Annotated in this window: 21 protein-coding genes; 4 read left to right on the top strand and 17 right to left on the bottom strand. The window is 60.4% G+C overall.

The window, feature by feature from the left end:
- Positions 1-9: 9 nt before the first annotated feature.
- On the top strand, positions 10-2,364 hold the full coding sequence (locus AC07OP_RS11105) for a penicillin acylase family protein (protein ID WP_495100871.1): 2,355 nt from the start codon (positions 10-12) through the stop codon (positions 2,362-2,364).
- 33 nt (positions 2,365-2,397) lie between these two features.
- Here the strand turns inward: AC07OP_RS11105 and AC07OP_RS11100 are convergent, their stop codons facing one another.
- On the bottom strand, positions 2,398-3,363 hold the full coding sequence (locus AC07OP_RS11100; protein WP_495100870.1) for a GlxA family transcriptional regulator: 966 nt from the start codon (positions 3,361-3,363) through the stop codon (positions 2,398-2,400).
- A 202-nt stretch (positions 3,364-3,565) separates the two neighbouring features.
- On the opposite strand from AC07OP_RS11100, the gene AC07OP_RS11095 reads away from it, so the two are divergent.
- Positions 3,566-4,207 carry an HD domain-containing protein gene (locus AC07OP_RS11095; RefSeq protein ID WP_495100869.1) on the top strand — a complete coding sequence of 214 codons (642 nt, stop codon included), beginning with the start codon at positions 3,566-3,568 and terminating at the stop codon, positions 4,205-4,207.
- 129 nt (positions 4,208-4,336) lie between these two features.
- On the opposite strand, the gene AC07OP_RS11090 is transcribed toward AC07OP_RS11095, so the two are convergent.
- The 7 genes from AC07OP_RS11090 to AC07OP_RS11060 all read right to left on the bottom strand — a co-directional run bounded on the left by AC07OP_RS11090 (position 4,337) and on the right by AC07OP_RS11060 (position 12,650).
- Positions 4,337-5,221: an ABC transporter permease subunit gene (locus AC07OP_RS11090; protein WP_015886412.1), complete on the bottom strand. Its 885-nt coding sequence runs from the start codon at positions 5,219-5,221 to the stop codon at positions 4,337-4,339.
- Positions 5,218-6,138 carry an ABC transporter permease subunit gene (locus AC07OP_RS11085; RefSeq protein ID WP_027608406.1) on the bottom strand — a complete coding sequence of 307 codons (921 nt, stop codon included), beginning with the start codon at positions 6,136-6,138 and terminating at the stop codon, positions 5,218-5,220. The genes AC07OP_RS11090 and AC07OP_RS11085 overlap by 4 nt, the downstream gene beginning before the upstream one ends.
- Positions 6,135-7,277 (bottom strand): ABC transporter ATP-binding protein, encoded by a 1,143-nt coding sequence (locus AC07OP_RS11080; RefSeq protein ID WP_027608405.1) that lies wholly within the window; start codon positions 7,275-7,277, stop codon positions 6,135-6,137. The genes AC07OP_RS11085 and AC07OP_RS11080 overlap by 4 nt, the downstream gene beginning before the upstream one ends.
- A gap of 66 nt (positions 7,278-7,343) precedes the next feature.
- On the bottom strand, positions 7,344-8,438 hold the full coding sequence (locus AC07OP_RS11075) for a polyamine ABC transporter substrate-binding protein (RefSeq protein WP_027608404.1): 1,095 nt from the start codon (positions 8,436-8,438) through the stop codon (positions 7,344-7,346).
- Positions 8,439-8,592: 154 nt separating this feature from the next.
- Positions 8,593-9,687, bottom strand: coding sequence for a polyamine ABC transporter substrate-binding protein (locus tag AC07OP_RS11070; RefSeq protein ID WP_115485701.1), 1,095 nt, complete (start codon positions 9,685-9,687; stop codon positions 8,593-8,595).
- Positions 9,688-9,868: 181 nt separating this feature from the next.
- A complete protein-coding gene (locus AC07OP_RS11065) occupies positions 9,869-11,233 on the bottom strand; it encodes an aspartate aminotransferase family protein (RefSeq protein WP_495100868.1) in 1,365 nt (454 codons plus the stop codon).
- A 58-nt stretch (positions 11,234-11,291) separates the two neighbouring features.
- Entirely contained in the window at positions 11,292-12,650 is a 1,359-nt protein-coding gene (locus AC07OP_RS11060) for a glutamine synthetase family protein (protein WP_003176780.1), read from the bottom strand.
- Positions 12,651-13,247: 597 nt separating this feature from the next.
- Between AC07OP_RS11060 and AC07OP_RS11055 the strand changes: the two genes are divergently transcribed.
- Together AC07OP_RS11055 and AC07OP_RS11050 are read left to right on the top strand one after the other, a co-directional pair.
- Positions 13,248-14,624: a glutamine synthetase family protein gene (locus AC07OP_RS11055; protein WP_003213894.1), complete on the top strand. Its 1,377-nt coding sequence runs from the start codon at positions 13,248-13,250 to the stop codon at positions 14,622-14,624.
- 213 nt (positions 14,625-14,837) lie between these two features.
- Positions 14,838-15,467: a TetR/AcrR family transcriptional regulator gene (locus AC07OP_RS11050; protein WP_065924363.1), complete on the top strand. Its 630-nt coding sequence runs from the start codon at positions 14,838-14,840 to the stop codon at positions 15,465-15,467.
- A 136-nt stretch (positions 15,468-15,603) separates the two neighbouring features.
- Here the strand turns inward: AC07OP_RS11050 and AC07OP_RS11045 are convergent, their stop codons facing one another.
- The 9 genes from AC07OP_RS11045 to argA all read right to left on the bottom strand — a co-directional run bounded on the left by AC07OP_RS11045 (position 15,604) and on the right by argA (position 24,693).
- Positions 15,604-15,819, bottom strand: a complete 216-nt coding sequence (locus AC07OP_RS11045) for a TOBE domain-containing protein (protein WP_003176783.1) — start codon at positions 15,817-15,819, stop codon at positions 15,604-15,606.
- Positions 15,820-15,847: 28 nt separating this feature from the next.
- On the bottom strand, positions 15,848-16,654 hold the full coding sequence (gene ssuB / locus AC07OP_RS11040) for an aliphatic sulfonates ABC transporter ATP-binding protein (protein WP_027608400.1): 807 nt from the start codon (positions 16,652-16,654) through the stop codon (positions 15,848-15,850).
- Positions 16,651-17,439: an aliphatic sulfonate ABC transporter permease SsuC gene (gene ssuC / locus AC07OP_RS11035; RefSeq protein WP_027608399.1), complete on the bottom strand. Its 789-nt coding sequence runs from the start codon at positions 17,437-17,439 to the stop codon at positions 16,651-16,653. Before ssuC ends, ssuB begins: the two co-directional genes overlap by 4 nt.
- A gap of 9 nt (positions 17,440-17,448) precedes the next feature.
- Positions 17,449-18,597, bottom strand: coding sequence for an FMNH2-dependent alkanesulfonate monooxygenase (gene ssuD, locus AC07OP_RS11030; protein WP_027608398.1), 1,149 nt, complete (start codon positions 18,595-18,597; stop codon positions 17,449-17,451).
- Between the two features lie 25 nt (positions 18,598-18,622).
- Complete coding sequence (locus AC07OP_RS11025; RefSeq protein WP_053127861.1) at positions 18,623-19,591, bottom strand: sulfonate ABC transporter substrate-binding protein; 969 nt, start codon at positions 19,589-19,591, stop codon at positions 18,623-18,625.
- Between the two features lie 99 nt (positions 19,592-19,690).
- On the bottom strand, positions 19,691-20,284 hold the full coding sequence (ssuE, locus tag AC07OP_RS11020; RefSeq protein ID WP_495100867.1) for an NADPH-dependent FMN reductase: 594 nt from the start codon (positions 20,282-20,284) through the stop codon (positions 19,691-19,693).
- A 201-nt stretch (positions 20,285-20,485) separates the two neighbouring features.
- Complete coding sequence (locus tag AC07OP_RS11015) at positions 20,486-21,124, bottom strand: peroxiredoxin (protein WP_495100866.1); 639 nt, start codon at positions 21,122-21,124, stop codon at positions 20,486-20,488.
- A gap of 291 nt (positions 21,125-21,415) precedes the next feature.
- Positions 21,416-22,795 carry an OprD family porin gene (locus tag AC07OP_RS11010; protein WP_495100865.1) on the bottom strand — a complete coding sequence of 460 codons (1,380 nt, stop codon included), beginning with the start codon at positions 22,793-22,795 and terminating at the stop codon, positions 21,416-21,418.
- A 596-nt stretch (positions 22,796-23,391) separates the two neighbouring features.
- Positions 23,392-24,693: an amino-acid N-acetyltransferase gene (argA, locus tag AC07OP_RS11005; protein WP_027608393.1), complete on the bottom strand. Its 1,302-nt coding sequence runs from the start codon at positions 24,691-24,693 to the stop codon at positions 23,392-23,394.
- Positions 24,694-24,765 lie beyond the last annotated feature (72 nt).

The following is a 24,765-nucleotide window of genomic DNA, read 5'->3' as shown; positions in this document are numbered from 1 at the left end:
GGAATGTTCATGAAGCGCGTCCTGCAGGTTCTTGCGGTTCTGCTGGTACTGATCGGCCTCGGTGCGGGCTGGTACGTCTACAGCAAGCAACCCACCCGCCAGGGCACGGTTGAACTGGCCAACCTGCAAGGCTCGGTCACCGTGCGCTACGACGACCGTGGCGTGCCGCATATTCGCGCCGAGAACGAGACCGACCTGTATCGCGCCCTGGGCTACGTGCATGCCCAGGACCGCCTCTTCCAGATGGAGATCATGCGCCGCCTGGCCCGTGGCGAACTGGCCGAGGTGCTCGGGCCGAAGCTGCTGGAGACCGACAAGCTGTTCCGCAGCCTGCGCATTCGTGACCGCGCCGCCACCTACGTGGCCCAGCAGGACCATGAGTCGGCGCACTGGAAGGCCCTGCAAGCCTATCTGGACGGGATCAACCAGTATCAGGACAGCCACGCCCGCCCGATGGAGTTCGACGTGCTGGGCATCCCCAGGCGCGCGTTTACCGCCGAGGACACCATCAGCGTCGCCGGGTACATGGCCTACAGTTTTGCCGCTGCGTTTCGTACCGAGCCCTTACTGACTTACGTCCGCGACCAACTGGGCAGCGACTACCTGAACGTCTTCGACCTCGACTGGCAACCCAAGGGCGCCCTCAACCTGGCCGACAGTGACTGGAAAACCCTCGGCGCCCTCGCCGCGCTGAGTGAGCAGGCCCTGGCCGACAACGGCTTGCCGCAGTTCGAGGGCAGCAACGCCTGGGCCATCAGTGGCAGTCGCACCAAGAGCGGCAAACCGCTGCTGGCGGGTGACCCGCATATTCGCTTCTCGGTGCCGTCGGTGTGGTACGAGGCGCAGCTGTCGGCGCCGGGCTTCGAGCTGTATGGCTATCACAACGCGCTGGTACCCATAGCGTTCCTGGGGCACAACCTGGATTTCGGCTGGAGCCTGACCATGTTCCAGAACGACGACCTCGACCTGATCGCCGAGAAGGTCAACCCGGACAACCCCAACCAGGTCTGGTACCACGGCCAGTGGGTCGACATGACCCGCAGCGAGCAACAGATCGCCGTCAAAGGCCAGGCACCGGTCAGCCTCACCCTGCGCCAATCGCCCCACGGCCCGATCATCAATGACGTGCTCGGCGACAGCGGCGGCAAGACGCCGATTGCCATGTGGTGGGCGTTCCTCGACACTCAGAACCCGATCCTCGAAGGTTTCTACCAGCTCAACCGCGCCGACACGTTGGCCAAGGCCCGTACGGCGGCGTCAAAGGTGTCCGCACCGGGGCTGAATATCGTGTGGGCCAATGCCAGGGGCGATATCGGCTGGTGGGCGGCGGCCCAGTTGCCGATTCGCCCGGCAGGTGCCAACCCAGGGTTTATCCTCGACGGCAGCACCGCCGAGGCCGACAAGCTGGGCTTCTACCCCTTCAGCGCCAACCCCCAGGAAGAAAACCCGGCGCGGGGCTATGTGGTGTCGGCCAATGCCCAGCCGGTGTCGCCCACCGGCATGCAAATCCCCGGCTATTACAACCTCGCCGACCGGGGCCAGCAGTTGAACGCGCAGTTGAGCGACAAGAGCGTGAAGTGGGATGTGACCAACAGCCAGGCCCTGCAACTGGGCACCACCACCGCCTTCGGCCCGCGCCTGCTCGCGCCGCTGTTGCCGGTACTGCGTGAGGTGGTCACGGACCCGGCGCAGTTGAAGCTGGTAGAACAACTTGCCAGCTGGAAGGGTGACTACCCGCTGGATTCCACCAGCGCCACGCTGTTCAACCAGTTCCTGTTCAACCTCGCCGACGCGGCCTTCCACCCGAAGCTGGGTGACGGGATGTTCAAGACCCTGCTCACCACCCGCGTGATCGACGCCGCCCTGCCCCGCCTGGCTGCCGACCCGGCCTCGCCCTGGTGGGACGGCAAGCGCACCGACACCGTCAAGCGGGCCTGGGACAACAGCCTCGCGCACCTCAAGGCCACCTTCGGCGATGACCCAACGCAATGGCAGTGGGGCAAGGCCCATACCCTGACCCACGGCCATCCGCTGGGCTCTCAGAAACCCTTGGACCTGATTGTCAACGTCGGCCCATTCCCGGCCCCCGGCACCCACGAAGTGCCGAACAACCAGTCGGCCGTCATCGGCCCCGCGCCCTGGCCGGTGACCTACGGCCCGTCCACCCGGCGCCTGATCGACTTTGCCGACGTGGCCCACGCCCTCACCATCAACCCGGTGGGGCAAAGCGGCGTGCCGTTCGACAAGCACTATGGCGACCAGGCCGAGACCTATATCGAAGGGGGTTACGAGCAGGCGCATTTCAGTGATGAGGAAGTCACGGCCAATACCCGCGGCACGCTGAAACTGCTGCCGGCGCGATAGCTCCTTGGAAATCGGTCAACCTGTGGAAGGGGCTTAGACCGGTGCCGCAAAATTGAGCCGGAACTGTTGCGGCGTCACACCCAGCCGGCGGTTGAACACGCTGCGCATGTGCTGGGCATCGCGAAACCCGCATTGATAGGCCACGGTTTTCAGCGGCGCATGCGTGCTTTCGAGCATCACCCGCGCGGCATCCACCCGCGCCCGTTCGACAAACTCCGCTGGCGTAATCCGCGCCTCACGGGCAAACACCCGGGAGAAGTTGCGCGCGCTCATGTTGGCGGCCTTGGCCAGGTCGGCGATGGTCAGGTCGCCCGTCAGGTTCGCCAATACGTATAACTGCACCAACGCCACCGCCGAGGTGGTTTCGGTGTGGGGTGTGAGGAACGGACTGAACTGCGACTGCCCGCCGGAGCGCTGGGTGAACACCACCAGGCGCTTGGCCACGCTCAATGCCACTTCCGGGCCGTGGTCCTGGGCCAGCAGGTACAGCGACAGATCGATGCCTGCGGTGACGCCCGCCGAGGTGTAGAGATTGCCATCCTGTACGTAGAGGCGGTCGGCTTCGACCTGCGCGCGCGGGCACAAACGCGCCAGGCCTGCCGCATCATTCCAATGGGTCGTGACGGTTTTTCCATCCAGCAACCCGGCGCGCGCCAGCATGAAGGCGCCGTTGCAGATCGAACCAAAGCGCTGCGCCCGGGCGGTTGCGCCACGCAGCCAATCATCGAACGGCGCGCCGAGATCTTCGAAGGGCAATTGCGGGCCGCCGGCAACCAGCAGCAGGTCATAGGCTTGCAGGGCTTCGCTGTAATGCCGGTGGGCTTGCAATGCCAAACCGTTGGAGGCGGCCATGGTGCCATGGGCAAGCCCGATGACCTCGATCCGGTAGTGATCCTGAGGCGGCAGAAATCGGTTGGCTTCGCAGAACACATCCATGGGGCCGCTCACATCCAGTGACTGGACGCCGGGGAAGATCAGGATGGCGACGGTTTTGTGCATGCTCACGGACACCTTTTTCAGCTGAATAAAATGCAAACCCTGTGGGATTTTCCCAGGCTTCGAGAGTGATATCGCCGGCTACACCCTAGCTGATTTTGCCTTGGCACGATGTCGCGGCAGATTGGCCGGGATCGCACCCTCGTGACCATGGCCGCTTAGCGGGCGCGCGACCAGACTGAAGGCTTTCCAGAGGAGAACCACCATGACCACCACCATCGCCGGTATCAAGATCCCGGACAGCGCCCTGGCCAGGGCCACCACCGACTACATCCGCGACATTGAGTCCGACCTGCTCTACCACCATTCCCGCCGGGTGTTCCTGTTCGGCGCATTGAGCGGTGAACGCAAGCAACTGGCCTACAACCCGGAGCTGCTCTACGTCGGCGCCATGTTCCATGACCTGGGCCTGGTGGCAGGCCATCGCAGTGATGACCAACGCTTCGAAGTGGACGGCGCCAACGCCGCCGCGGCCTTCCTCAAGCCTTACGGGCTGAGCGACGACGATATCGAACAGGTGTGGCTGTCTATCGCCCTGCACACCACGCCGGGCGTGCCGCAGCACCTGCGCCCGACCGTGGCACTGGTGACCGCCGGTGTGGAAATGGACGTGCTGGGCATGGACTACGCCGCGCTCAGCAGCGTGCAGCGCGAAGCCGTGGTGCATGCGCATCCACGCGGTGAAGGGTTCAAGGAGTGCATCATCTGCGCGTTTGCCGACGGCTTGCGCCATCGCCCGCAGACCACGTTCGGCAACGTGAAGACCGATGTGCTGGTGGATCAGGAACCGGGGTTCAAGCCGATGAATTTTGTCGAGGTGATTCGCAAGTCGCCGTGGTTGGCGTAGCGGAGTTGAAATGCGATCAAATGTGGGAGAGGGCTTGCCCCCGATTGCTGAGTGTCAGTCACTGCATCTATTGACTGATCCACCGCCATCGGGAGCAAGCCCCCTCCCACATTTGGACCGCACAGACCTTTAGACCGGCGCTGGAGCCCGACGCTTGTCCGGCTGCTGCCAGCCATCGGCGGCGGCTTCTTCAATCGCCTGCTGGATCGCCTTCTTGCGCATTTCTTCGGCACGCCGGCTGAAGAACCACACCAGGAAGGTCACCAGCGACACTGCCAGCAGAATCAGGCTGGCCACGGCGTTGATCTCGGGTTTAACCCCAAGGCGCACGGCCGAGAACACTTCCATCGGCAACGTCGTCGAACCCGGCCCCGAGACGAAGCTGGCCAGTACCAGGTCATCCAGGGACAGTGCGAACGACATCATGCCGCCCGCCGCCAACGACGGCGCGATCATCGGGATGGTGATCAGGAAGAACACCTTCCACGGCCGCGCCCCCAGGTCCATCGCCGCTTCTTCGATCGACAGGTCCAGCTCACGCAGGCGCGCCGATACCACCACCGCCACATAAGCGGCACAGAACGTGGTGTGGGCGATCCAGATGGTGACGATGCCACGCTCCTGGGGCCAGCCGATCATCTGCGCCATGGCCACGAACAGCAGCAGCAGCGACAGACCGGTGATCACTTCCGGCATCACCAACGGCGCGGTCACCAGGCCGCCGAACAGCGTGCGGCCCTTGAACTGGCTGATGCGCGTCAGCACAAACGCCGCCAACGTACCCAGGGCCACGGCGGCCACCGCCGTGTAGCAGGCGATTTCCAGGGAACGTGCCACCGAGCCCATCAACTGGGTATTGTCCAACAGGCCCACGTACCACTTGATCGACCAACCGCCCCACACCGTCACCAGCTTGGATTCGTTGAACGAGTAGATCACCAGGATCAGCATCGGCAGGTAGATGAACAACAACCCCGCCACCAGCATGAAGCTTGAGAAACTGACGCGCTTCATATCTTGCCCTCCATCTCTTTGGCTTGGCTGCGGTTAAACAGAATGATGGGCACGATCAGGATCGCCAGCATCACTACCGCCAGGGCAGACGCCACCGGCCAGTCACGGTTGTTGAAGAATTCTTGCCACAACACTTTACCGATCATCAGGGTTTCCGGGCCGCCGAGCAGTTCCGGGATCACGAACTCGCCCACCACCGGGATAAACACCAGCATGCAGCCGGCGATGATGCCGTTCTTGGACAGCGGCACGGTGATTTTCCAGAAGCTGTTGAAGGTGCTCGAACCCAGGTCCGATGCGGCTTCCAGCAGGCTCTGGTCATGCTTCACCAGGTTGGCGTACAGCGGCAGGATCATGAACGGCAGGTACGAATAGACCACGCCGATATACACCGCGATGTTGGTGTTGAGGATCTGCAGCGGTTCGTTGATCAACCCCATGGACATCAGGAAGCCATTGAGCAGGCCGTTGTTGCTGAGGATGCCCATCCACGCATACACGCGGATCAGGATCGCGGTCCAGGTCGGCATCATGATCAGCAGCACCAGCACGGTCTGCATCTCTTTGCGCGCGGTGGCAATGGCATAGGCCATCGGGTAGCCGATCAGCAGGCACAGCAGCGTGCTGAAGAACGCCATCTTCAGCGAGCCCAGGTACGCCGCGATGTACAGCTCATCACCTGCCAGCAGACTGTAGTTGGCCAGGTTCAGCACCACCTGCAGCTTCTGCTCGACGTAAGTGTAGATCTCGGTGTACGGCGGAATCGCCACGTCGGCTTCGGCGAAGCTGATTTTCAGGACGATGAAAAACGGCAGGGCGAAAAACAGGAACAGCCACAGGAACGGAATCCCGATGACCACCTGCTTGCCGCTGGGGACGATGCGGTGCAAGCGCCGCTTGAGCTTCTTCATGTTCATGTGCGCAGTACCACGCCGCTATCGTCTTCCCACCACACGTAGACCTGGTCACCCCAGGTTGGGCGCTGGCCACGGCGTTCGGCGTTGGCGACGAAGGACTGCACCAGCTTGCCGCTTGGCAGCTCGACGTAGAACACCGAGTGGCCGCCCAGGTAGGCGATGTCGTGCACCTTGCCGCTGGACCAGTTGTGCTCGCAGGTCGGCATTTCGGTGGTGACCAACAGTTTTTCCGGGCGGATGGCATAGGTCACCGACTTGTCTTCCACCGAGGTGGCGATGCCGTAGCCCACGTAGATGTCGCGGTCCAGGTCCGGGCACTTGAGCACCGCGTGACCTTCGGCGTCATCCACCACCTGGGTGTCGAAGATGTTGACGTTACCGATGAATTCGCACACCAGGCGGCTGGTCGGCGTCTCGTAGATGTCGATCGGGCTGCCGATCTGGGCGATCCAGCCCAGGTGCATGATCGCGATGCGCTCGGCCATGGTCATGGCCTCTTCCTGATCGTGCGTCACCATCACGCAGGTCACGCCGACGCGCTCGATGATCTCCACCAGTTCCAGCTGCATCTGCGAGCGCAGCTTCTTGTCGAGGGCGCCCATGGGCTCATCGAGCAGCAGCAGTTTCGGGCGCTTGGCCAGTGAGCGGGCCAGCGCCACCCGCTGACGCTGGCCACCGGACAACTGGTGCGGCTTGCGTTTGGCGTACTGGCTCATCTGGACCAGCTTGAGCATTTCGGCCACGCGGGCATCGACTTCGGCCTTGGGGATCTTGTCCTGTTGCAGGCCGAACGCGATGTTCTGCGCCACGGTCATGTGGGGGAACAAGGCGTAGGACTGGAACATCATGTTGATCGGCCGCTCGTAGGGCGGCATGTCGGTGATGTCCACGCCGTCGAGGTAAATCCGACCTTCTGTCGGGCGCTCGAAGCCTGCGAGCATGCGCAGCAGGGTGGACTTGCCCGAACCCGAACCGCCGAGCAAGGCGAAGATCTCGCCTTTCTTGATTTCCAGGGACACATCGTCCACGGCAATCGTCTCGTCGAACTTCTTCGTGACCCGGTCGATTTTGACCAGCACCTTTTTCGGTGTCTGGTCGCCCTCGAGGGCTTTCTTATAGGCGCCGGAGGCAACTGCCATTTACGAAACTCCCAAAAAAAAGAGTGCGGTTCGCCCGAGGCGGGCGAACCTTGGATAGTTTGAGCCTTACTTGCCCGTCTTGACCTTGGTCCAGCTACGGGTCATTAAACGTTGCACTTTCGGGGGTAGCTCGAAGTTGACGAATGTCCGGTCGAGAACCGCCTGCGGTGGGTAAACCGCTTCGTCGGTGCGTATCGATTGCTCCATCAGTTTGTCCGCCCCTGGGTTAGGGTTGGCGTAACCGACGGTGTCACTGACCTGGGCGATCACCTCAGATTGCAGTAAATAGTTGATGAAGGCGTGGGCTTCCTTGATGTTGGTGGCGTCCTTGGGGATCGCCAGCACGTCAAACCACAGGTTGCCGCCTTCCTTCGGAATTGCGTAGGCGATGTTCACGCCTTTGCCCGCTTCGCTTGCACGAGCCTTGGCCTGGAACACATCGCCGGAGAACCCGGCGGCCACGCAGATGTTGCCGTTGGCCAGGTCCGAGATGTATTTGGAAGAATGGAAGTAGGTCACGTAGGGCCGCACTTTGAGCAGCTTTTCCTCGGCCTTCTTGTAGTCTTCAGGGTTGGTGCTGTTAGGGTCCAGGCCCATGTAGTTGAGCACCGCCGGCAGCATTTCATCCGCCGAGTCCATGAACGACACACCACAGGTGGCCAGCTTCTTCATGTTTTCCGGTTCGAACAGCACGGCCCAGGAGTCGATCTTGTCGACACCCAGCACTTCCTTCACTTTGTCGACGTTGTAACCGATGCCGTTGGTACCCCACAGGTACGGCACGGCGTACTGGTTGCCCGGGTCGTTCTTCTCCAGGCGCTTGAGCAGCACAGGGTCCAGGTTGGCGTAATGAGTCAGCAGCGACTTATCGAGTTTCTGGAACGCCCCGGCCTTGATCTGCTTGCCAAGGAAGTGGTTGGACGGCACTACCACGTCATAGCCGGTACGCCCGGCCAGTAACTTGCCTTCCAGGGTTTCGTTGGAATCAAACACGTCATACACGGGTTTGATGCCGGTGGCCTTTTCGAAGTTGGCCAGGGTGTCGGGACCGATGTAATCCGACCAGTTATAAATATGCACGGTCGGTGCGGCCTGCACGCTGACAGCCAGCGTGAGACCTGCACCTACCAGCAAGGCTTGGCGAAACAAAGAAATTGGCAAGTGGAGGTCCTCTTAAATAGTTGGGCCCAAAGTTGTTGCCCGGCAACAAAACCGGCGCGCAACTTACCCTCGATAAACCGATCCGGCAAAACTTTCTGTCATTTATTTGTTTCATTAACCACCGCGGGGTGCGCGGTGGTTAATGAAGGCCGGTTTATTTACCGGATTTGATCTTGGTCCAGCTGCGTGTCATTTCACGCTGGGTCGCAGCCGGCAAGTCCGCAATGGCGTAGAGCTTGGCTTGCACATCCGCTGGCGGGTAGATGCCCGGGTCATTGGTGATGTCTTTGTCGACCAGTGCGGTGGCCTTCTCGTTACCGTTCGGGAAACGCACGCTGTTGGTGATCGAAGCCATGACTTCCGGCTTGAGCAGGTAGTTCATGAACTTATAAGCGGCATCGACGTTTTCGGCATCTTTAGGGATAGCGACCATGTCGAAGAAGCTACCGGCACCTTCTTTCGGAATGTCGTAGGCCACCTTGACCTTGCCACCGGCTTCAGCCGCACGGGACTTGGCCTGCTGGATGTCACCCGAGTAACCCACGGCTACGCAGATGTTGCCGTTGGCCAGGTCGGAGATGTACTTGGACGAGTGGAAGTAGCCGATCGAAGGCCGGATTTTCAGGAACAGGTCTTCGGCTTGCTTGAGGTCGGCCTTCTTCTGGCTGTCGGTTGGCAGGCCCAGGTAATGCAGCGCGACCGGCAGCATTTCGGTCGGCGAGTCGAGGAAGCTCACGCCGCAGCTTTTGAGCTTGGCGATGTTTTCCGGCTTGAGCAGCACGTCCCACGAATCGATCTTGTCCACGCCCAGCGCGGCCTTGACCTTGTCCGGGTTGTAGCCGATGCCGATCGAACCCCACATGTACGGGAAAGCGTGCTTGTTGTCCGGGTCGCTGACCGACACGGCTTTAAGCAGGGAGGTGTTCAGGTTGCCGTAGTTGGGCAGCTTGGACTTGTCCAGCTCCTGATAGACACCGGCCTTGATCTGCTTGGCGAGGAAGTTGTTCGACGGTACGACGATGTCGTAGCCGGACTTGCCTGCCAGCAACTTGGCTTCGAGTGTCTCGTTGCTGTCAAAAACGTCGTACACCACTTTAATGCCCGACTCTTTTTCAAAGTTGGCGATGGTGTCCGGTGCAATGTAGTCGGACCAGTTGTAGACGTGCAGCACTTTATCGTCGGCCTGGACCGCGCCCGCCATTGCGCCCATCAGGGACAAGGCGAGGAGGGTCTTGCCAGCGTTCTTCAAACCTAATGCCTTCATTTGGTGATGCTCCAATTTTTCTTTTTTGGGCCACGTTCTTTTATGTTCAGCGACCCTTCCAGAGGGCAGCAAAACAGGGCGACAGTCTGGCAAGTTCAGGGGCCGGCTTTCAACCAAAGCCCCTGCATTTATAACTGCCCGGTGCGCTGCGCACTGAGCCTAGCACTTAGCCCTGCAATGCCGCCAAAGTCAGGTCCAGGCACTGACGAGCCTTGGTCACCAGCTCGTCGATTTCAGTCTTGCTGATCACCAGAGGCGGCGAAATGATCATGGTGTCGCCCACGGCGCGCATGATCAGGCCATTCTCGAAGCAGAAGGTTCGGCAGATCATGCCTACGCCACGGCCCTCGTAACGCTTGCGCGTCGCCTTGTCCTGAACCAGCTCAATTGCACCAAGCATGCCGACACCGCGCACTTCACCCACCAACGGGTGATCCGCCAGCTCCCGCAGACGTTTCTGCAAATACGGTGCCGTTTCGTCGTGGACGCGGTTAACGATTGTTTCATCGCGCATGATGCGGATGTTTTCCAGGGCCACGGCCGCCGCCACCGGGTGACCGGAGTAGGTGAAACCGTGGTTGAAATCACCGCCTTCGTTGAGCACGGCCACCACGTCGTCGCGCACGATCAGGCCGCCCATGGGGATGTAGCCCGAGGTCAGGCCCTTGGCGATGGTCATCATGTGGGGCTTGAGGTCGTAGAAATCGCTACCGAACCACTCACCGGTACGGCCGAAACCGCAAATCACTTCGTCGGCCACAAACAGGATGTCGTACTTGGCGAGGATTTCCTTGATGCGCGGCCAGTAGCTGTCCGGCGGCACGATCACGCCACCGGCGCCCTGGATCGGCTCGGCAATAAAGGCACCGACGTTGTCCACGCCCAGCTCGAGGATCTTCTCTTCCAGTTGGTTGGCGGCCCAGACCCCGAACTCTTCGGGGCTCATGTCGCCGCCTTCGCCGAACCAGTACGGCTGGGCGATATGGACGATGCCCGGGATCGGCAAGTCGCCCTGCTCATGCATATAGGTCATGCCGCCCAGGCTGGCGCCAGCCACGGTGGAGCCGTGGTAGCCATTCTTGCGGCTGATGATGGTTTTCTTGTTCGGCTGGCCCTTGATCGCCCAATAGTGGCGGACCATGCGCAACATGGTGTCGTTGCCTTCGGAACCGGAACCGGTGAAGAACACGTGGTTCATGCCGGCAGGCGCGATGTCGGCAATCGCCTTGGCCAGCTCCAGCACCGGCGGGTGAGCGGTCTGGAAGAACAGGTTGTAGTACGGCAGTTCTTTCATCTGCCTGGCGGCGGCGTCGGCCAGTTCATCGCGACCGTAACCGATCGCCACGCACCACAGGCCGGCCATGCCGTCGAGGATCTTGTTGCCTTCGCTGTCCCACAGGTACACGCCGTGGGCTTTGGTGATGATCCGTGGGCCTTTCTCTTTCAATTGCTTGAAGTCGCTGAACGGCGCCAGGTGGTGATCACTGCTCAAGGCTTGCCATTCACGGGTTTGCGGGTTGTTGCTGGACATACCAATCTCCTAGACTTTTCAGTGAGGGGCGCGCGGGTTGCCCCGTGTGCCCGGCGCATCAGACGGCGAAGAGCAGGAATTCCCGCTCCCACGAACTGATCACGCGCTTGAAGTTTTCATGCTCGGCCCGCTTGACCGCGACGTAGCCTGTGATGAATTTCTGACCCAGGTATTTCTCGATGGTCTTGCTGTTTTCCATGCGTTCCAGGGCGTCTTCGATGGTCAACGGCAGGCGCAGGTTGCGGCGCTCGTAACCACGCCCCACCACCGGGGCGCTCGGGTTATGGCCTTCGACCATGCCGATGTAGCCACACAGCAGGCTGGCGGCAATCGCCAGGTACGGGTTGGCGTCGGCGCCCGGCAGGCGGTTTTCGACGCGACGGTTCTGCGGGCCGGCATCCGGTACGCGCAGGCCGACGGTGCGGTTTTCTTCGCCCCATTCCACGTTCACCGGCGCCGAGGTGTCGGGCAGGAAGCGGCGGAACGAGTTCACGTTGGGGGCAAACAGCGGCAGCAACTCAGGGATGAACTTCTGCAGGCCGCCAATGTGGTTGAGGAACAGCTGGCTCATGGTCCCGTCTTCATTGGAGAAGACGTTCTTGCCGGTGGCGATGTCGATGATGCTCTGGTGCAGGTGCATGGCGCTGCCGGGCTCGCCGGTCATCGGCTTGGCCATGAAGGTGGCCGCCACGTCGTGCTTGAGCGCGGCTTCACGCATGGTGCGCTTGAACACCAGGATCTGGTCCGCCAGGGACAGGGCATCGCCGTGACGGAAGTTGATTTCCATCTGCGCCGTGCCGTCTTCATGGATCAGGGTGTCGAGGTCCAGCTCCTGCAGCTCGCACCAGTCGTAGACGTCTTCGAACAGCGGGTCGAATTCGTTGGCGGCTTCTATAGAGAAGGACTGGCGGCCGGTCTCCGGGCGCCCGGACCGACCGATCGGCGGTTGCAGCGGGAAGTCCGGGTCTTCGCAGCGTTTGGTCAGGTAGAACTCCATCTCCGGCGCCACGATGGGCTGCCAGCCTTTGTCGGCGTAGAGCTTGAGGACTTTCTTGAGCACGTTGCGCGGCGACAGCTCGATCGGGTTGCCTTGCTTGTCGTAGGTGTCGTGGATCACCTGGGCGGTCGGCTCGATGGCCCAGGGCACCAGGAACACCGCGTTCTGGTCGGGGCGGCAGATCATGTCGATGTCTGCCGGGTCGAGCAATTCGTAATAGATGTCGTCTTCGACATAGTCGCCGGTCACGGTCTGCAACAGAACGCTCTCGGGCAGGCGCATGCCTTTTTCGGCGATGAACTTGTTGGTCGGCGAGATCTTGCCCCGGGTGATACCGGTCAGGTCGCCAATCATGCATTCGACTTCTGTGATCTTGTGGTCTTTCAACCAATCGGTGAGCTGGTCGAGGTTGTTACTCATAAATGCCTCTGGGCTGGGTTTCCTGGCATCCATTAAAGGCCAGGCGTTGGTTGACGCAGCATCCGCGTCGTTTTTTCGTTCAGGGTAGGAGCTTACCTGCCATTTGCTGCAGCGTTGCATTCCTCAAGCCAAAGTCGTGCAGAATCATGAGCGGCCGCGCGGATGGCAGCCGGTCAGTGGCAGTCGAGGAGGCAAAAAAGAGAGCGGATGGGCCGTCAAGAATATTGGCCGGTGCGTGGGCATTCACGCGGGACGAACGGACTGCGGACAAAGCCTGGCTGAAGCAGGCTGAGACGCCGATTGGCGGCAGGCGAGACATGAAGCACCCCGGTATTATTGCTGTTATGGGTTTGAATCGAGCTTAGCCTTGTTCATTTTTTTACACAACACCCCCGTAAAAAATACAACACGGCCCGCTCAAGCCTGCGAGTCCCAAGCCGGTCAAACCGAAAAAACCGCCCCAAAAAGCCCCAAAAGTGCGGTCACGGCGCTTTTTTAGGGCAAAAAAGGCCTCGCTTGACTTCGGCATGCCGTTCGGGTTGACTGAAACCAGAAAAGATCAATGATTGATATTTTTAACAACAAAGGTGTTGCATCATGTCGGTACCCCCGCGTGCCGTTCAGCTTAACGAAGCGAACGCGTTCCTTAAGGATCATCCTGAGGTTCTGTACGTAGACCTTCTAATTGCGGATATGAATGGTGTGGTGCGCGGTAAGCGCATCGAACGCACCAGCCTCCACAAGGTTTACGAGAAGGGCATTAACCTGCCTGCCTCTTTATTTGCCCTGGATATCAATGGCTCGACGGTGGAAAGCACCGGCCTGGGCCTGGACATCGGTGATGCTGACCGAATCTGTTATCCGATCCCTGACACCCTGTGCAATGAACCCTGGCAAAAGCGCCCTACCGCGCAACTGCTGATGACCATGCACGAACTTGAAGGTGAACCTTTCTTCGCCGATCCGCGCGAAGTGCTCCGCCAAGTTGTAAGCAAGTTTGACGACCTCGGTCTGACCATCTGCGCCGCCTTCGAGCTTGAGTTCTACCTGATCGACCAGGAGAACGTGAACGGCCGCCCACAACCGCCCCGCTCGCCGATCTCCGGCAAACGCCCGCACTCGACACAGGTCTACCTGATCGACGACCTCGACGAATACGTCGACTGCCTCCAGGACATCCTGGAAGGTGCCAAAGAGCAAGGCATCCCGGCCGACGCCATCGTCAAGGAAAGTGCCCCGGCGCAGTTCGAAGTGAACCTGCACCACGTGGCCGACCCGATCAAGGCCTGCGACTACGCGGTACTGCTCAAGCGCCTGATCAAGAACATCGCCTACGACCATGAGATGGATACCACCTTCATGGCCAAGCCTTACCCAGGCCAGGCAGGCAACGGTTTGCACGTACACATCTCGATCCTGGACAAGGACGGCAAGAACATCTTTGCCAGCGAGGATCCCGAGCAGAACGCCGCATTGCGTCACGCGATCGGCGGTGTGCTCGAGACCCTACCCGCCCAAATGGCGTTCCTGTGCCCTAACGTCAACTCCTACCGTCGTTTCGGCGCACAGTTCTACGTGCCGAACTCGCCGTGCTGGGGCCTGGACAACCGCACCGTGGCGATTCGCGTACCGACCGGCTCGTCCGACGCCGTACGTATCGAACACCGTGTGGCCGGTGCCGACGCCAACCCTTACCTGCTGATGGCTTCGGTCCTTGCAGGCGTGCACCACGGCCTGACCAACAAGATCGAGCCGGGCGCACCCGTGGAAGGCAACAGCTACGAGCAGAACGAACAGAGCCTGCCGAACAACCTGCGCGATGCCCTGCGCGAGTTGGACGACAGCGAGGTGATGGCCAAGTACATCGATCCTAAATACATCGATATCTTCGTCGCCTGTAAGGAAAGTGAGCTGGAAGAGTTCGAACACTCCATCTCCGACCTTGAGTACAACTGGTACCTGCATACCGTCTAAACGACGGCTGCATTGACTGTGGTGCGGGCTTGCCCCGCGCTGGGCTGCGTAGCAGCCCCCAACACAGGCGCCGAGTTCTTTCTGAAGGAACTCGGCGTTTTTTATGGGGGCCGCTTCGCAGCCCAGCGCGGGGCAAGCCCGCTCACCACAACAAGCGGTATGGATCATCCCCAGGCTCTGCGTACAATGCCCGCTGCCTTGTAGGAGACTTCCATGCCCACCCGCCCCGCCGCCCCTCGCAAACCCCGCGCCCGCAGCCAGGCACGGATCGACGCGATTCTCGATGCAGCCCGCACCTTGCTGGCCGCCGAAGGCGTGGCGAGTTTGTCGATCTACAGCGTGGCCGAGCGCGCGCAGATCCCGCCGTCGTCGGTGTATCACTTTTTCGCCAGTGTGCCGGCGCTGCTGGAGGCACTGACCGCCGATATACATGCAGCCTTCCGCTGCGCCATCCAGGCCCCCATCGAGCATGATTCACTCAAGCATTGGCGCGACCTGTCCTACATCGTCGAACAGCGCATGCTGACCATCTACAGCAACGACGCCGCCGCGCGCCAGTTGATCCTGGCCCAGCACGGGCTGACCGAAGTGACCCAGGCGGACCGCCAGCATGATCTGGAGCTGGGGGATTTGATGCTGGAAGTGTTCGACCGCCACTTTGAAGTGCCGAGTTTGCCAACCGATGTGGATGTGTTTGCGCTGGCGTTGGAATTGAGTGATCGCGTGTATGCGCGTTCGGTGCATCAGCATGGGCTGATTACGCCGCGTATGGCGGAGGAAGGGATGCGGGTTTTTGATGCGTATGTGGGGCTGTATTTGCCGGCTTACCTGCCCAAGCGCTGAGTTTTGTGCTGGCCGGACTGGCCTCATCGGGGGCAAGCCCCCTCCCACAGTTTGATCTGTGAACACATTCAGAATGTGGGAGGGGCGGTGCGACGATTCGACTTGCCCCCGATGACGGCCTCAAGAGCGACGCAAATCACAACTTGGCGATCGACACCTCAGTCGACTTCACAAAGGCAATCACTTCGCTGCCAATCACCAGCTCCAGCTCTTTGACCGAGCGGGTGGTGATCACGGACGTGACGATACCGGATGCAGTCTGCACGTCGATTTCCGACAGCACGTCGCCGACGACGATTTCCTTGATGGTGCCTTTGAACTGGTTACGCACGTTGATGGCTTTAATAGTCATGGTGGACTTCCTTCGTAGGACAAGTGAGTTATTGAGCCCAACGCAATTGCGTAGGCAGCGGTGAAACAGGTTCGGGTTCCGGCGGCGTGCCGGGCAACGACAGCACACGGTTAAGTACTTGCGCTTCCAGTGCGGCCAGGCGATGTGAGCCTCGGGCCCGTGGGCGCGGCAGGTCGACGATCAGGTCGAGGCCGATTTCGCCGTCTTCGATCAGGATCACCCGGTCGGCAATGGCCACGGCTTCGCTGACGTCATGGGTCACCAGCAACACGGTGAAGCCGTGTTTTTGCCAGAGGTTTTCGATCAGTTGCTGCATCTCGATACGGGTCAGGGCGTCCAAGGCGCCCAGCGGTTCATCGAGCAGCAGCAGGCGCGGCTGGTGGATCAAAGCACGGGCCAGGGCCACACGCTGCTTCTGGCCACCGGACAAGGCCGCCGGCCACTCATTGGCACGCTCGGCCAGGCCTACCGCTTCCAGGGCTTCCAAGGCTTTAGGGCGCCAGTTGCCTTTGAGGCCCAGGCCGACGTTGTCGATGATCTTTTTCCACGGCAGCAGGCGCGCTTCCTGGAACATCAAGCGCGTGTCTTCAATCGCCTCGCTCAGCGGCGCCGAACCGGCCAGCAGCTCGCCGCCGCTGGCTTTGTCCAGGCCGGCCAACAGGCGCAGCAAGGTACTTTTACCGCAGCCACTGCGACCGACCACGGCCACGAACTGGCCCGCCGGAATGTGCAGATCGATTTCCTTGAGTACTTCCCGCGCGCCGAAGGCCTTGCGCAATTTGCGCACCGCCAGGGGAATCCCCTTCAGCAGGCGCGGAGGTTGTTGAGCCGTCATGCCGCACCTCCTTTATTCACTTGGTAAGCCGGGTGCCAGCGCAGCCATACACGCTCCAGACCGCGCGCGGCCAAATCGGCCAGCTTGCCGAGGATGGCGTACATCACGATGGCCAATACCACCACGTCGGTTTGCAGGAATTCGCGGGCGTTCATCGCCAGGTAACCAATGCCGGAGCTGGCAGAGATGGTTTCCGCCACGATCAGCGTCAGCCACATAAAGCCCAGGGCAAAGCGCACACCCACCAGGATCGACGGCAGAGCACCCGGCAGGATCACTTGCCAGAACAGGCTGAAACCGGACAAGCCGTAGCTGCGCGACATTTCCACCAGCGCCGGGTCGACGTTGCGGATGCCGTGGTAGGTGTTCAGGTAGATCGGAAACAGCGTGCCGAGGGCCACCAGGAAAATCTTCGCGGTCTCGTCGATGCCGAACCACAGGATCACCAGCGGAATCAGCGCCAGGTGCGGCACGTTGCGGATCATCTGCACCGAGCTGTCCAGCAGGCGTTCACCCCACGTCGACAGGCCGGTGATAAACCCCAGCGCCAGGCCGATGCTGCCACCGATCACAAAGCCCAGGCCGGCACGCCAGCCACTGATAGCCAGGTGCGTCCAGATTTCGCCGCTGCGCACCAGGTTGACCCCAGCCTCAATCACCGCGCTGGGCGCCGGCAGGATGCGTGTCGACAACCAACCCGCCGACACCGACAACTGCCACACCGCCAGCAATAGAATCGGCAGCACCCAGGGCGCCACGCGATGGCTCAATTTTTCAAGGTTCATGGCGCCGCCTCAGCTCTGTGACGCAGCTTTGGGAAGGATGTCGTTGGCGACCATTTCGCCGAACGGGCTTACGTAACCGGCGCTTTTCGGCAACTCGGGACGTTCGATATCCAGATGCGGGAACAGCAGCTCGGCGACCCGATACGATTCTTCCAAGTGTGGATAACCGGAGAAGATAAAGGTGTCGATGCCCAGCGCTGCGTACTCCTTGACCCGCTCCGCAACCGTCGGGCCATCGCCCACCAGCGCGGTGCCCGCACCGCCACGCACCAGGCCGACGCCGGCCCACAGGTTGGGGCTGACTTCCAGGTTGTCGCGGTTGCCGCCATGCAAGGCCGCCATGCGCTGCTGGCCGACGGAATCGAAGCGCGCCAGGGAAGCCTGGGCACGGGCGATGGTGTCGTCGTCGAGATGGGAGATCAGTTTGTCGGCTGCTTTCCAGGCCTCTTCGTTGGTTTCGCGCACGATCACATGCAGACGAATGCCGAAGCGCACGGTGCGCCCGAGTTTCGCCGCCTTGGCCCGCACCTGCTCGATCTTCTCGGCGACGGCGGCCGGTGGCTCGCCCCAGGTCAGCACCATCTCCACCTGTTCGGCGGCGAGGTCCTGGGCCGCTTCGGAGGAACCGCCGAAGTACAGCGGCGGGCGCGGTTGCTGGATCGGCGGGTAGAGCAACTTGGCGCCTTTGACGCTGATGTGCTCGCCGTCGTAATCCACGGTTTCGCCTTCCAGCACGCGGCGCCAGATGCGGGTGAACTCCACCGAAGCCTGGTAGCGCTCTTCGTGACTGAGGAACAAGCCATCGCCGGCCAGCTCTTCCGGGTCACCACCAGTCACCAGGTTGAACAGCGCGCGGCCGCCGGACAGGCGGTCCAGGGTCGCGGCCTGACGCGCCGCCACCGTCGGGGAAATGATCCCGGGGCGCAGCGCGACAAGGAATTTCAAACGCTGGGTCACCGGGATCAGCGAGGCGGCCACCAGCCACGAGTCTTCGCAGGAGCGACCGGTGGGGATCAGCACCCCGCCGAATCCCAGGCGGTCAGCGGCCTGGGCCACTTGCTGCAGATAACCGTGGTCGACGGCGCGAGCGCCTTCGGCGGTGCCAAGGTAATGGCCGTCGCCGTGGGTAGGCAGGAACCAGAAAATAGTGAGGCTCATGGAGTTGTCTCCTGAAGAAATCGGATTACGGCGCTTTAGCCACGGCAGCCGGTGGCGTCCAGATCACGTCCTTGATGCTCAAGGGCTTGGGGATCAATTTGAGTTGGTAGAAGCTGTCGGCGATTTTCTGCTGGGCCGCCACCACTTCCGGGGTCAGGAACAGCGCGCCGTAGCCCTGGCGTTTCACCGAGGTCAGGGTGATGTCTGCCGGCAGGCCCAGCAGCGGCGCGACTTGTTCGGTCACTTCCTGGGGGTTGGCCTTGGACCACTCGCCCACCGCGCGCACCTCTTCGATCAGCGCCTTGACCACTTCCGGATGCTTTTCGGCGTACGGCTTGGTGGCCAGGTAGAACTGGTGGTTGTCGGCAATGCCGGTGCCGTCACGCAGGGTGCGCGCTTGCAGTTGTTTCTCGGCGGCGGCCTGGTACGGGTCCCAGATCACCCACGCATCCACACTGCCACGCTCGAAGGCGGCACGGGCATCGGCGGGCGGCAGGAACACGGTCTGCACGTCGGTGTATTTCAGGCCGGCATCTTCCAGGGCACGCACCAGCAGGTAGTGCACGTTGGAGCCTTTGTTGAGCACGACTTTCTTGCCCTTGAGCTCGGCCACCGATTTGATCGTCGAGTCTTTCGGCACCAGGATCGCTTCACTGGTTGGCGCTGGCGGCTCGTAGGCCACGTAGAGCAGGTCGGCACCGGCGGCCTGGGCGAAGACCGGCGGGGTTTCGCCGGTGACACCGAAGTCGATGGAGCCCACGTTCAGGCCTTCGAGCAATTGCGGGCCGCCGGGAAACTCAGTCCATTGGACGTTGACGCCTTGGGCCGCCAGGCGTTTTTCCAGGGTGCCCTTGGCCTTGAGCAGCACCAGGGTGCCGTATTTCTGGTAACCGATCCGCAGGGTCTCGGCAGCTTGGGCCTGAACAATGGCGCCGAAGGACACAGCCGCAGCAAACAGTGCGACCAGACCACGACGCAAGATGACAGTGCGCATGGCGCTCTCTCCAAATAATGCGATGAGGGGGTTGGCTGCACCTGCTTGGCCGTTGGCGGCTGAGTAAGGTGAGTACATCTCTATAACGGTGAGGCTGACTTAAATGCTCCAGCGAGCACTCAACAAACGTTCATTCAACACATGCGGGTCCAGCGGTTTCGGGCGACGGGCCATGGCGCCATAAAGCGTCTCCAGGGCCTCGTGCAAACGGTGTTCGAGGACCGGTACCAGTTGTGCCTGGGCACTGCCTTCGCCGTAGGCGATCTGGCTGTCTTCGGCAAAGATGCCGTGGAGCAGCTCCTGGGCTTTGAGGGCCGACAATACCGGCTTCAGGGCGTAATCCACCGCCAGCATGTGGGCGATGCTGCCGCCGGTCGCCATCGGCAACACAACCTTGTGGGCCAAGGCGCGCTCGGGGAGCAGGTCGAGCACGGTTTTCAACGCCCCGGAGAACGACGCCTTGTACACCGGCGTGGCGATCACCAGGCCATCCGCGTTAGCCACCTGTTGCAGCAGGTCGATGACCTTGGGGCTGTCGAAGCGTGCATGCAGCAAGTCTTCAGCCGGGAACTCCCGTATCTGGTAACTCACCACTTCAACGCCTTTGTCTTGCAACCACTGACGGGTTTTTTCCAGCAAGACCCCGGAGCGGGAACGCTGGCTGGGACTGCCTCCAAGTGTTACGACCAACATGCAGGAATTCCTTGAGCAAGTGCCGGCGGTTCGCTGTGTGGCGATGGCGCCAAGATGGAACAGACCTTATCAGCAGATTCATATATCTATAAATCTTATTTTTTCATTTGTTTATTCTTTAAATGCATATGAGGTTTGTAGGTCCCCAGGCGAAAAAAAAGGCCGTAGAAACGGCCTGAAAACCCCTGCTGTGATTCAGTTTCAACGATTGGGCTGTGGAGTAAGCCGCAAATACGGCTTCACCGCCCGATAACCCTTCGGAAAGCGCTTCTTGATCTCTTCCTCATCCTTGAGCGACGGCACGATCACCACTTCATCACCGTCCTGCCAGTTGGCGGGGGTGGCGACTTTGTAGTTGTCGGTCAGTTGCAGCGAGTCGATGACCCGCAGGATTTCATGGAAGTTACGGCCGGTGCTGGCCGGGTAGGTGATGGTCAGGCGGATCTTCTTGTTCGGGTCGATCACGAACAAGGAACGCACGGTGAGGGTGTCACTGGCATTCGGGTGGATCAGGTCGTAGAGGTCCGAAACCTTGCGGTCGGCGTCAGCCAGGATCGGGAAGTTGACGACGGTGGTCTGGGTTTCGTTGATGTCTTCGATCCACTTGTGGTGCGAGTCCACCGGGTCCACCGACAGGGCAATGGCCTTGACGCCGCGCTTGGCGAACTCGTCCTTGAGCTTGGCGGTGAAGCCCAGCTCCGTGGTGCACACCGGGGTAAAGTCCGCCGGGTGGGAAAACAACACACCCCAGCTGTCGCCCAGCCATTCGTGGAAACGAATCTTGCCGGCGCTGGAATCCTGTTCGAAGTCGGGGGCGATATCGCCCAGTCTTAGGCTCATGGTGTGGCTCCTGGTGAGTGCTTATGGAGCCCACTGTGCATGGATTGCGGATTATTTAAAAAGAATAAATATCGATTTATCTAGACGATAAAGGAATATTAAAAATCTGTTCATTGGACGCGGGAAAGGGCGAGGCGCAACATCGTTTCCAAGGTTCGAGAAGGCCTTGAGACGCTGTACAAAGAGGGGTTCAGGAAGGGCTTGCGGGGGTTTAGCCCGACTTGAAAAGCAAGACACCTTGCCCGGCATGCGCCGGGCAAGATTTTACGGTCTTACAACAGCTTCACGCGACTAGAACAGTGGCAGCGAGTAGCTGACGATCAGGCGGTTTTCGTCCTGGGAACGGGTGTTCGCCAGGTCGGTGCGCCACATAGCGTTTTTCCAGGCAACGCCGAGGTTTTTCAGCGGACCTTCTGGAATCACGTAGGCAACGGTGATGTCGCGTTCCCACTCGGACTGGCCGGTGGTTTCAGCACGCCCGTTGTTGTTGGCGATAGTGTCGATGTCGCTACCTTTCAGGTAAACAACACCAGCAGTCAGGCCAGGTACGCCAACTTTGGCGAAGTCATACGCGTAGCGAGCTTGCCAGGTACGCTCGCCGGCACGGGCGAACTTTTGGATCTGCATGTCGGTAGTCAGGTAAGCCGACGAACCGTCACCCTGGTTCAGCCAAGGGAAGTCGCTGCTGCCGTTGCTGACTTGATAACCACCACCGAAGGTGTGGCCAGCAACGGTGTACAGGAACAGGCCGCTATACAGGTTGTTGTCGACTTTGCCTTTGCCGGCGTTGAAGCCGTTGTAGTTACCGTTGGTGTAGTAAGCGGGAGTGTTGCCGTTCAAGCCATCATCAGTGCTGTGGAAGTAACGCAGGTCAGACTTCAATACGCCCGGGCCGATCGACCAGTTGTGGGTCAGACCGAGGAAGTGCTGCTTGTAGAAGTCTTCCAGATTGCCGTAGTAGTACTGGGCAGTCAGGTCCTTGGTGAGTTTGTAGTCACCACCCGCGTAGTAGAACTTATTGACGAACTTGCCTGCACTGTAATTAGAGCTACCGTTGGCACCGCCGAGCGACAGATTTTCGTTGTTGCTGGAGTTACGGCCTTTGGCCTTTTCGACCTGACCAGCAACCAGAGTCAAATCCTTGATGTCGTTGGTAGTGATCTGGCCACCTTGGAAAGTTTGCGGCAGCAGACGACCGTCGTTAGTCACGATAACCGGCAACTTAGGCTGCAGAGTACCCAGCTTCAGCTCGGTTTGGGAGATCTTGACCTTGCCGGTCACGCCCAGGCTGGCGAAATCGTTAACCGCAGTATCGCCATCGCTTGGGAACACAGTACCGCCAGATGCGGTGCCGTTGTAGTTACCGTGATCAGCACGGCTCGAATCCAGGCGAACGCCGTACAGACCGATTGCATCAACACCGAACTGAACAGTGCCTTGGGTGTAACCCGAGATGAAACGCAGATCGAAGCCTTGGCCCCATTCAGCATTTTTGCTACGCGTGTTAGAGGCGCTACCAGTAGCAGGTGCATGCCCATCACGGTTATCAGTGTTGATGTAGAAGTTACGCAGACCCAGTGTGGCCTTGCTGTCTTCGATGAAACCGGCAGCGCCTGCTTGCTGAGCGATTACGCCCAAAGCTACAGACAGTGCCAAGGTGGACTTCTTCATGTACCGCTCCTCTCGTTTCTAATTTTTGTATTTCTTTGGTCTCGGGTCTGACGCCCTCGATCCACAGATGCGCGATTAGCACCGGATAGTGACTGACAAGTCAATCGTAACCTTGTGTGTCTACTACCTTCGTCTAACCACCGTTGATTTGGTCCCTGCAGGGTAATGAGTTTTTCATACACCCAAAAAGAATTATTTCATTCTTTTTCATACGATTCAGGAATAAGACTTTCCGTGACGTGGACAGGCCAGCATAGACCACTCGCCACACAAGCTAATTCCTAAAGGGTATTTGTTAGAGCTTTTTTAGATCGATTAGTGTGCCCACGCTGTTGCATACGTCACCCACGATCAAAAAGGCGACGCCATCATGGCCAAAGGCACATCCTCCCGTCAATTTGTTACAGTTTTTGTGTCACTAATCGTTTCTTTTGCTGTCCAAGCCGCCCATTCGACGATTCAGGTGTTTGTAAGCGCCCACACTCTATCCATAGCCGCCCACCTGTTATCGGCGTCAGATCAAGAATGCTTAAACTTTAGTCGTGCGTGACGGCAGGCTCTTACACGAGCCTGCCCGGTGAATTGGGGGTAGGGTTCTACAAGGCCTTCTCGAAAATCTTCGAGTTACGCTGGTAGTTGTACAGCGAGGCCCGTGCCGAGGGCAGGCGATCCACGCTGCTCGGCACAAAGCCACGCTCACGGAACCAGTGGGCAGTCCGCGTGGTAAGCACGAACAGCGTCTTCAACCCCTGCGCCCGCGCGCGGGTTTCGATACGCTCCAGCAGCTCGTCACCCCGCCCGCCGTGGCGGTACTCCGGGTTCACCGCCAGGCATGCCAGCTCACCCGCGTCCGAATCGGCGATCTGATACAACGCCGCACAGGCGATGATCATGCCTTCGCGCTCCACCACGCTGAACTGCTCGATCTCACGCTCGAGCACTTCCCGCGAACGGCGCACCAGGATGCCCTGTTCTTCCAGCGGGCTGATCAGGTCGAGCAAGCCGCCGACGTCTTCAATCGCCGCCTCGCGCACCCGTTCGAATTGCTCCTGGGCCACCAGCGTGCCGCCGCCATCGCGGGTGAACAGTTCGGTGAGCAAGGCACCGTCTTCGGCGTAGCTGACGATGTGGCTGCGCCCTACCCCGCCGCGACAGGCCTCGGCAGCCGCATCGAGCAATTCGGACTGGTAGTTGCTGCTGCCCAGGCGTTGCAGGTGTGCCGGTACTTGTTGCGGGCGCAATTCGCGGACCAGGCGGCCATTTTCATCGATCAGGCCGAGATCAGCGCCGAACAGCAGCAGTTTGTCCGCCCCCAGGTCGATGGCGGCGCGGGTGGCGACGTCTTCGCAGGCCAGGTTGAAGATCTCCCCCGTAGGCGAATAGCCCAGGGGCGACAGCAGCACAATGGAGCGCTCATCCAGCAGGCGATTGATGCCCTTGCGGTCGACCCGGCGCACTTCGCCGGTGTGGTGGTAATCCACGCCTTCAAGCACGCCGATAGGCCGCGCCGTCACCAGGTTGCCGCTGGCCACCCGCAGGCGCGAGCCCTGCATCGGCGACGAGGCCATGTCCATCGACAGGCGCGCTTCGATGGCGATACGCAGGTGGCCGACCGCGTCGATCACACACTCCAGCGTCGCGGCATCGGTGATGCGCATGCCTTCATGGTAAGTCGGGACCAGGCCACGCGCTTCAAGGCGCGCTTCGATCTGTGGGCGCGAACCGTGCACCAGCACCAGACGCACGCCCAGGCTGTGGAGCAGCACCAGGTCGTGGACGATATTGCCGAAGTTCGGATGATCCACACCGTCGCCGGGCAACATGACCACAAAGGTGCAGTCGCGGTGGGCGTTGATGTAGGGCGAAGCGTGACGAAGCCAATTAACGTAGTCGGGCATGGAACCTGGGCCTGTAATAAAAAGCAGCCGAAAAAGGATGAGTCGTGAAAACGCACAGCGGGCTGATGGTTA

It is taken from the genome of Pseudomonas sp. GW821-FHT09D08 (assembly GCF_059416305.1).
Note: the sequence above shows the minus strand (reverse complement) of the source record. Positions and strands in the feature narration are given on the sequence as shown.

Excerpts from the sequence above, each read along its gene's own strand:
- AC07OP_RS11015 (WP_495100866.1), bottom strand. The coding sequence starts at position 21,124 with ATGAGCCTAAGACTGGGCGATATCGCCCCCGACTTCGAACAGGATTCC.
- AC07OP_RS11010 (WP_495100865.1), bottom strand. The coding sequence starts at position 22,795 with ATGAAGAAGTCCACCTTGGCACTGTCTGTAGCTTTGGGCGTAATCGCT.
- AC07OP_RS11085 (WP_027608406.1), bottom strand. The coding sequence starts at position 6,138 with ATGAACATGAAGAAGCTCAAGCGGCGCTTGCACCGCATCGTCCCCAGC.
- AC07OP_RS11045 (WP_003176783.1), bottom strand. The coding sequence starts at position 15,819 with ATGACTATTAAAGCCATCAACGTGCGTAACCAGTTCAAAGGCACCATC.
- AC07OP_RS11055 (WP_003213894.1), top strand. The coding sequence starts at position 13,248 with ATGTCGGTACCCCCGCGTGCCGTTCAGCTTAACGAAGCGAACGCGTTC.
- AC07OP_RS11060 (WP_003176780.1), bottom strand. The coding sequence starts at position 12,650 with ATGAGTAACAACCTCGACCAGCTCACCGATTGGTTGAAAGACCACAAG.
- ssuD (WP_027608398.1), bottom strand. The coding sequence starts at position 18,597 with ATGAGCCTCACTATTTTCTGGTTCCTGCCTACCCACGGCGACGGCCAT.
- AC07OP_RS11105 (WP_495100871.1), top strand. The coding sequence starts at position 10 with ATGAAGCGCGTCCTGCAGGTTCTTGCGGTTCTGCTGGTACTGATCGGC.
- AC07OP_RS11050 (WP_065924363.1), top strand. The coding sequence starts at position 14,838 with ATGCCCACCCGCCCCGCCGCCCCTCGCAAACCCCGCGCCCGCAGCCAG.
- ssuE (WP_495100867.1), bottom strand. The coding sequence starts at position 20,284 with ATGTTGGTCGTAACACTTGGAGGCAGTCCCAGCCAGCGTTCCCGCTCC.
- AC07OP_RS11095 (WP_495100869.1), top strand. The coding sequence starts at position 3,566 with ATGACCACCACCATCGCCGGTATCAAGATCCCGGACAGCGCCCTGGCC.
- ssuC (WP_027608399.1), bottom strand. The coding sequence starts at position 17,439 with ATGAACCTTGAAAAATTGAGCCATCGCGTGGCGCCCTGGGTGCTGCCG.
- AC07OP_RS11100 (WP_495100870.1), bottom strand. The coding sequence starts at position 3,363 with ATGCACAAAACCGTCGCCATCCTGATCTTCCCCGGCGTCCAGTCACTG.
- AC07OP_RS11025 (WP_053127861.1), bottom strand. The coding sequence starts at position 19,591 with ATGCGCACTGTCATCTTGCGTCGTGGTCTGGTCGCACTGTTTGCTGCG.
- AC07OP_RS11080 (WP_027608405.1), bottom strand. The coding sequence starts at position 7,277 with ATGGCAGTTGCCTCCGGCGCCTATAAGAAAGCCCTCGAGGGCGACCAG.
- argA (WP_027608393.1), bottom strand. The coding sequence starts at position 24,693 with ATGCCCGACTACGTTAATTGGCTTCGTCACGCTTCGCCCTACATCAAC.
- AC07OP_RS11065 (WP_495100868.1), bottom strand. The coding sequence starts at position 11,233 with ATGTCCAGCAACAACCCGCAAACCCGTGAATGGCAAGCCTTGAGCAGT.
- ssuB (WP_027608400.1), bottom strand. The coding sequence starts at position 16,654 with ATGACGGCTCAACAACCTCCGCGCCTGCTGAAGGGGATTCCCCTGGCG.
- AC07OP_RS11090 (WP_015886412.1), bottom strand. The coding sequence starts at position 5,221 with ATGAAGCGCGTCAGTTTCTCAAGCTTCATGCTGGTGGCGGGGTTGTTG.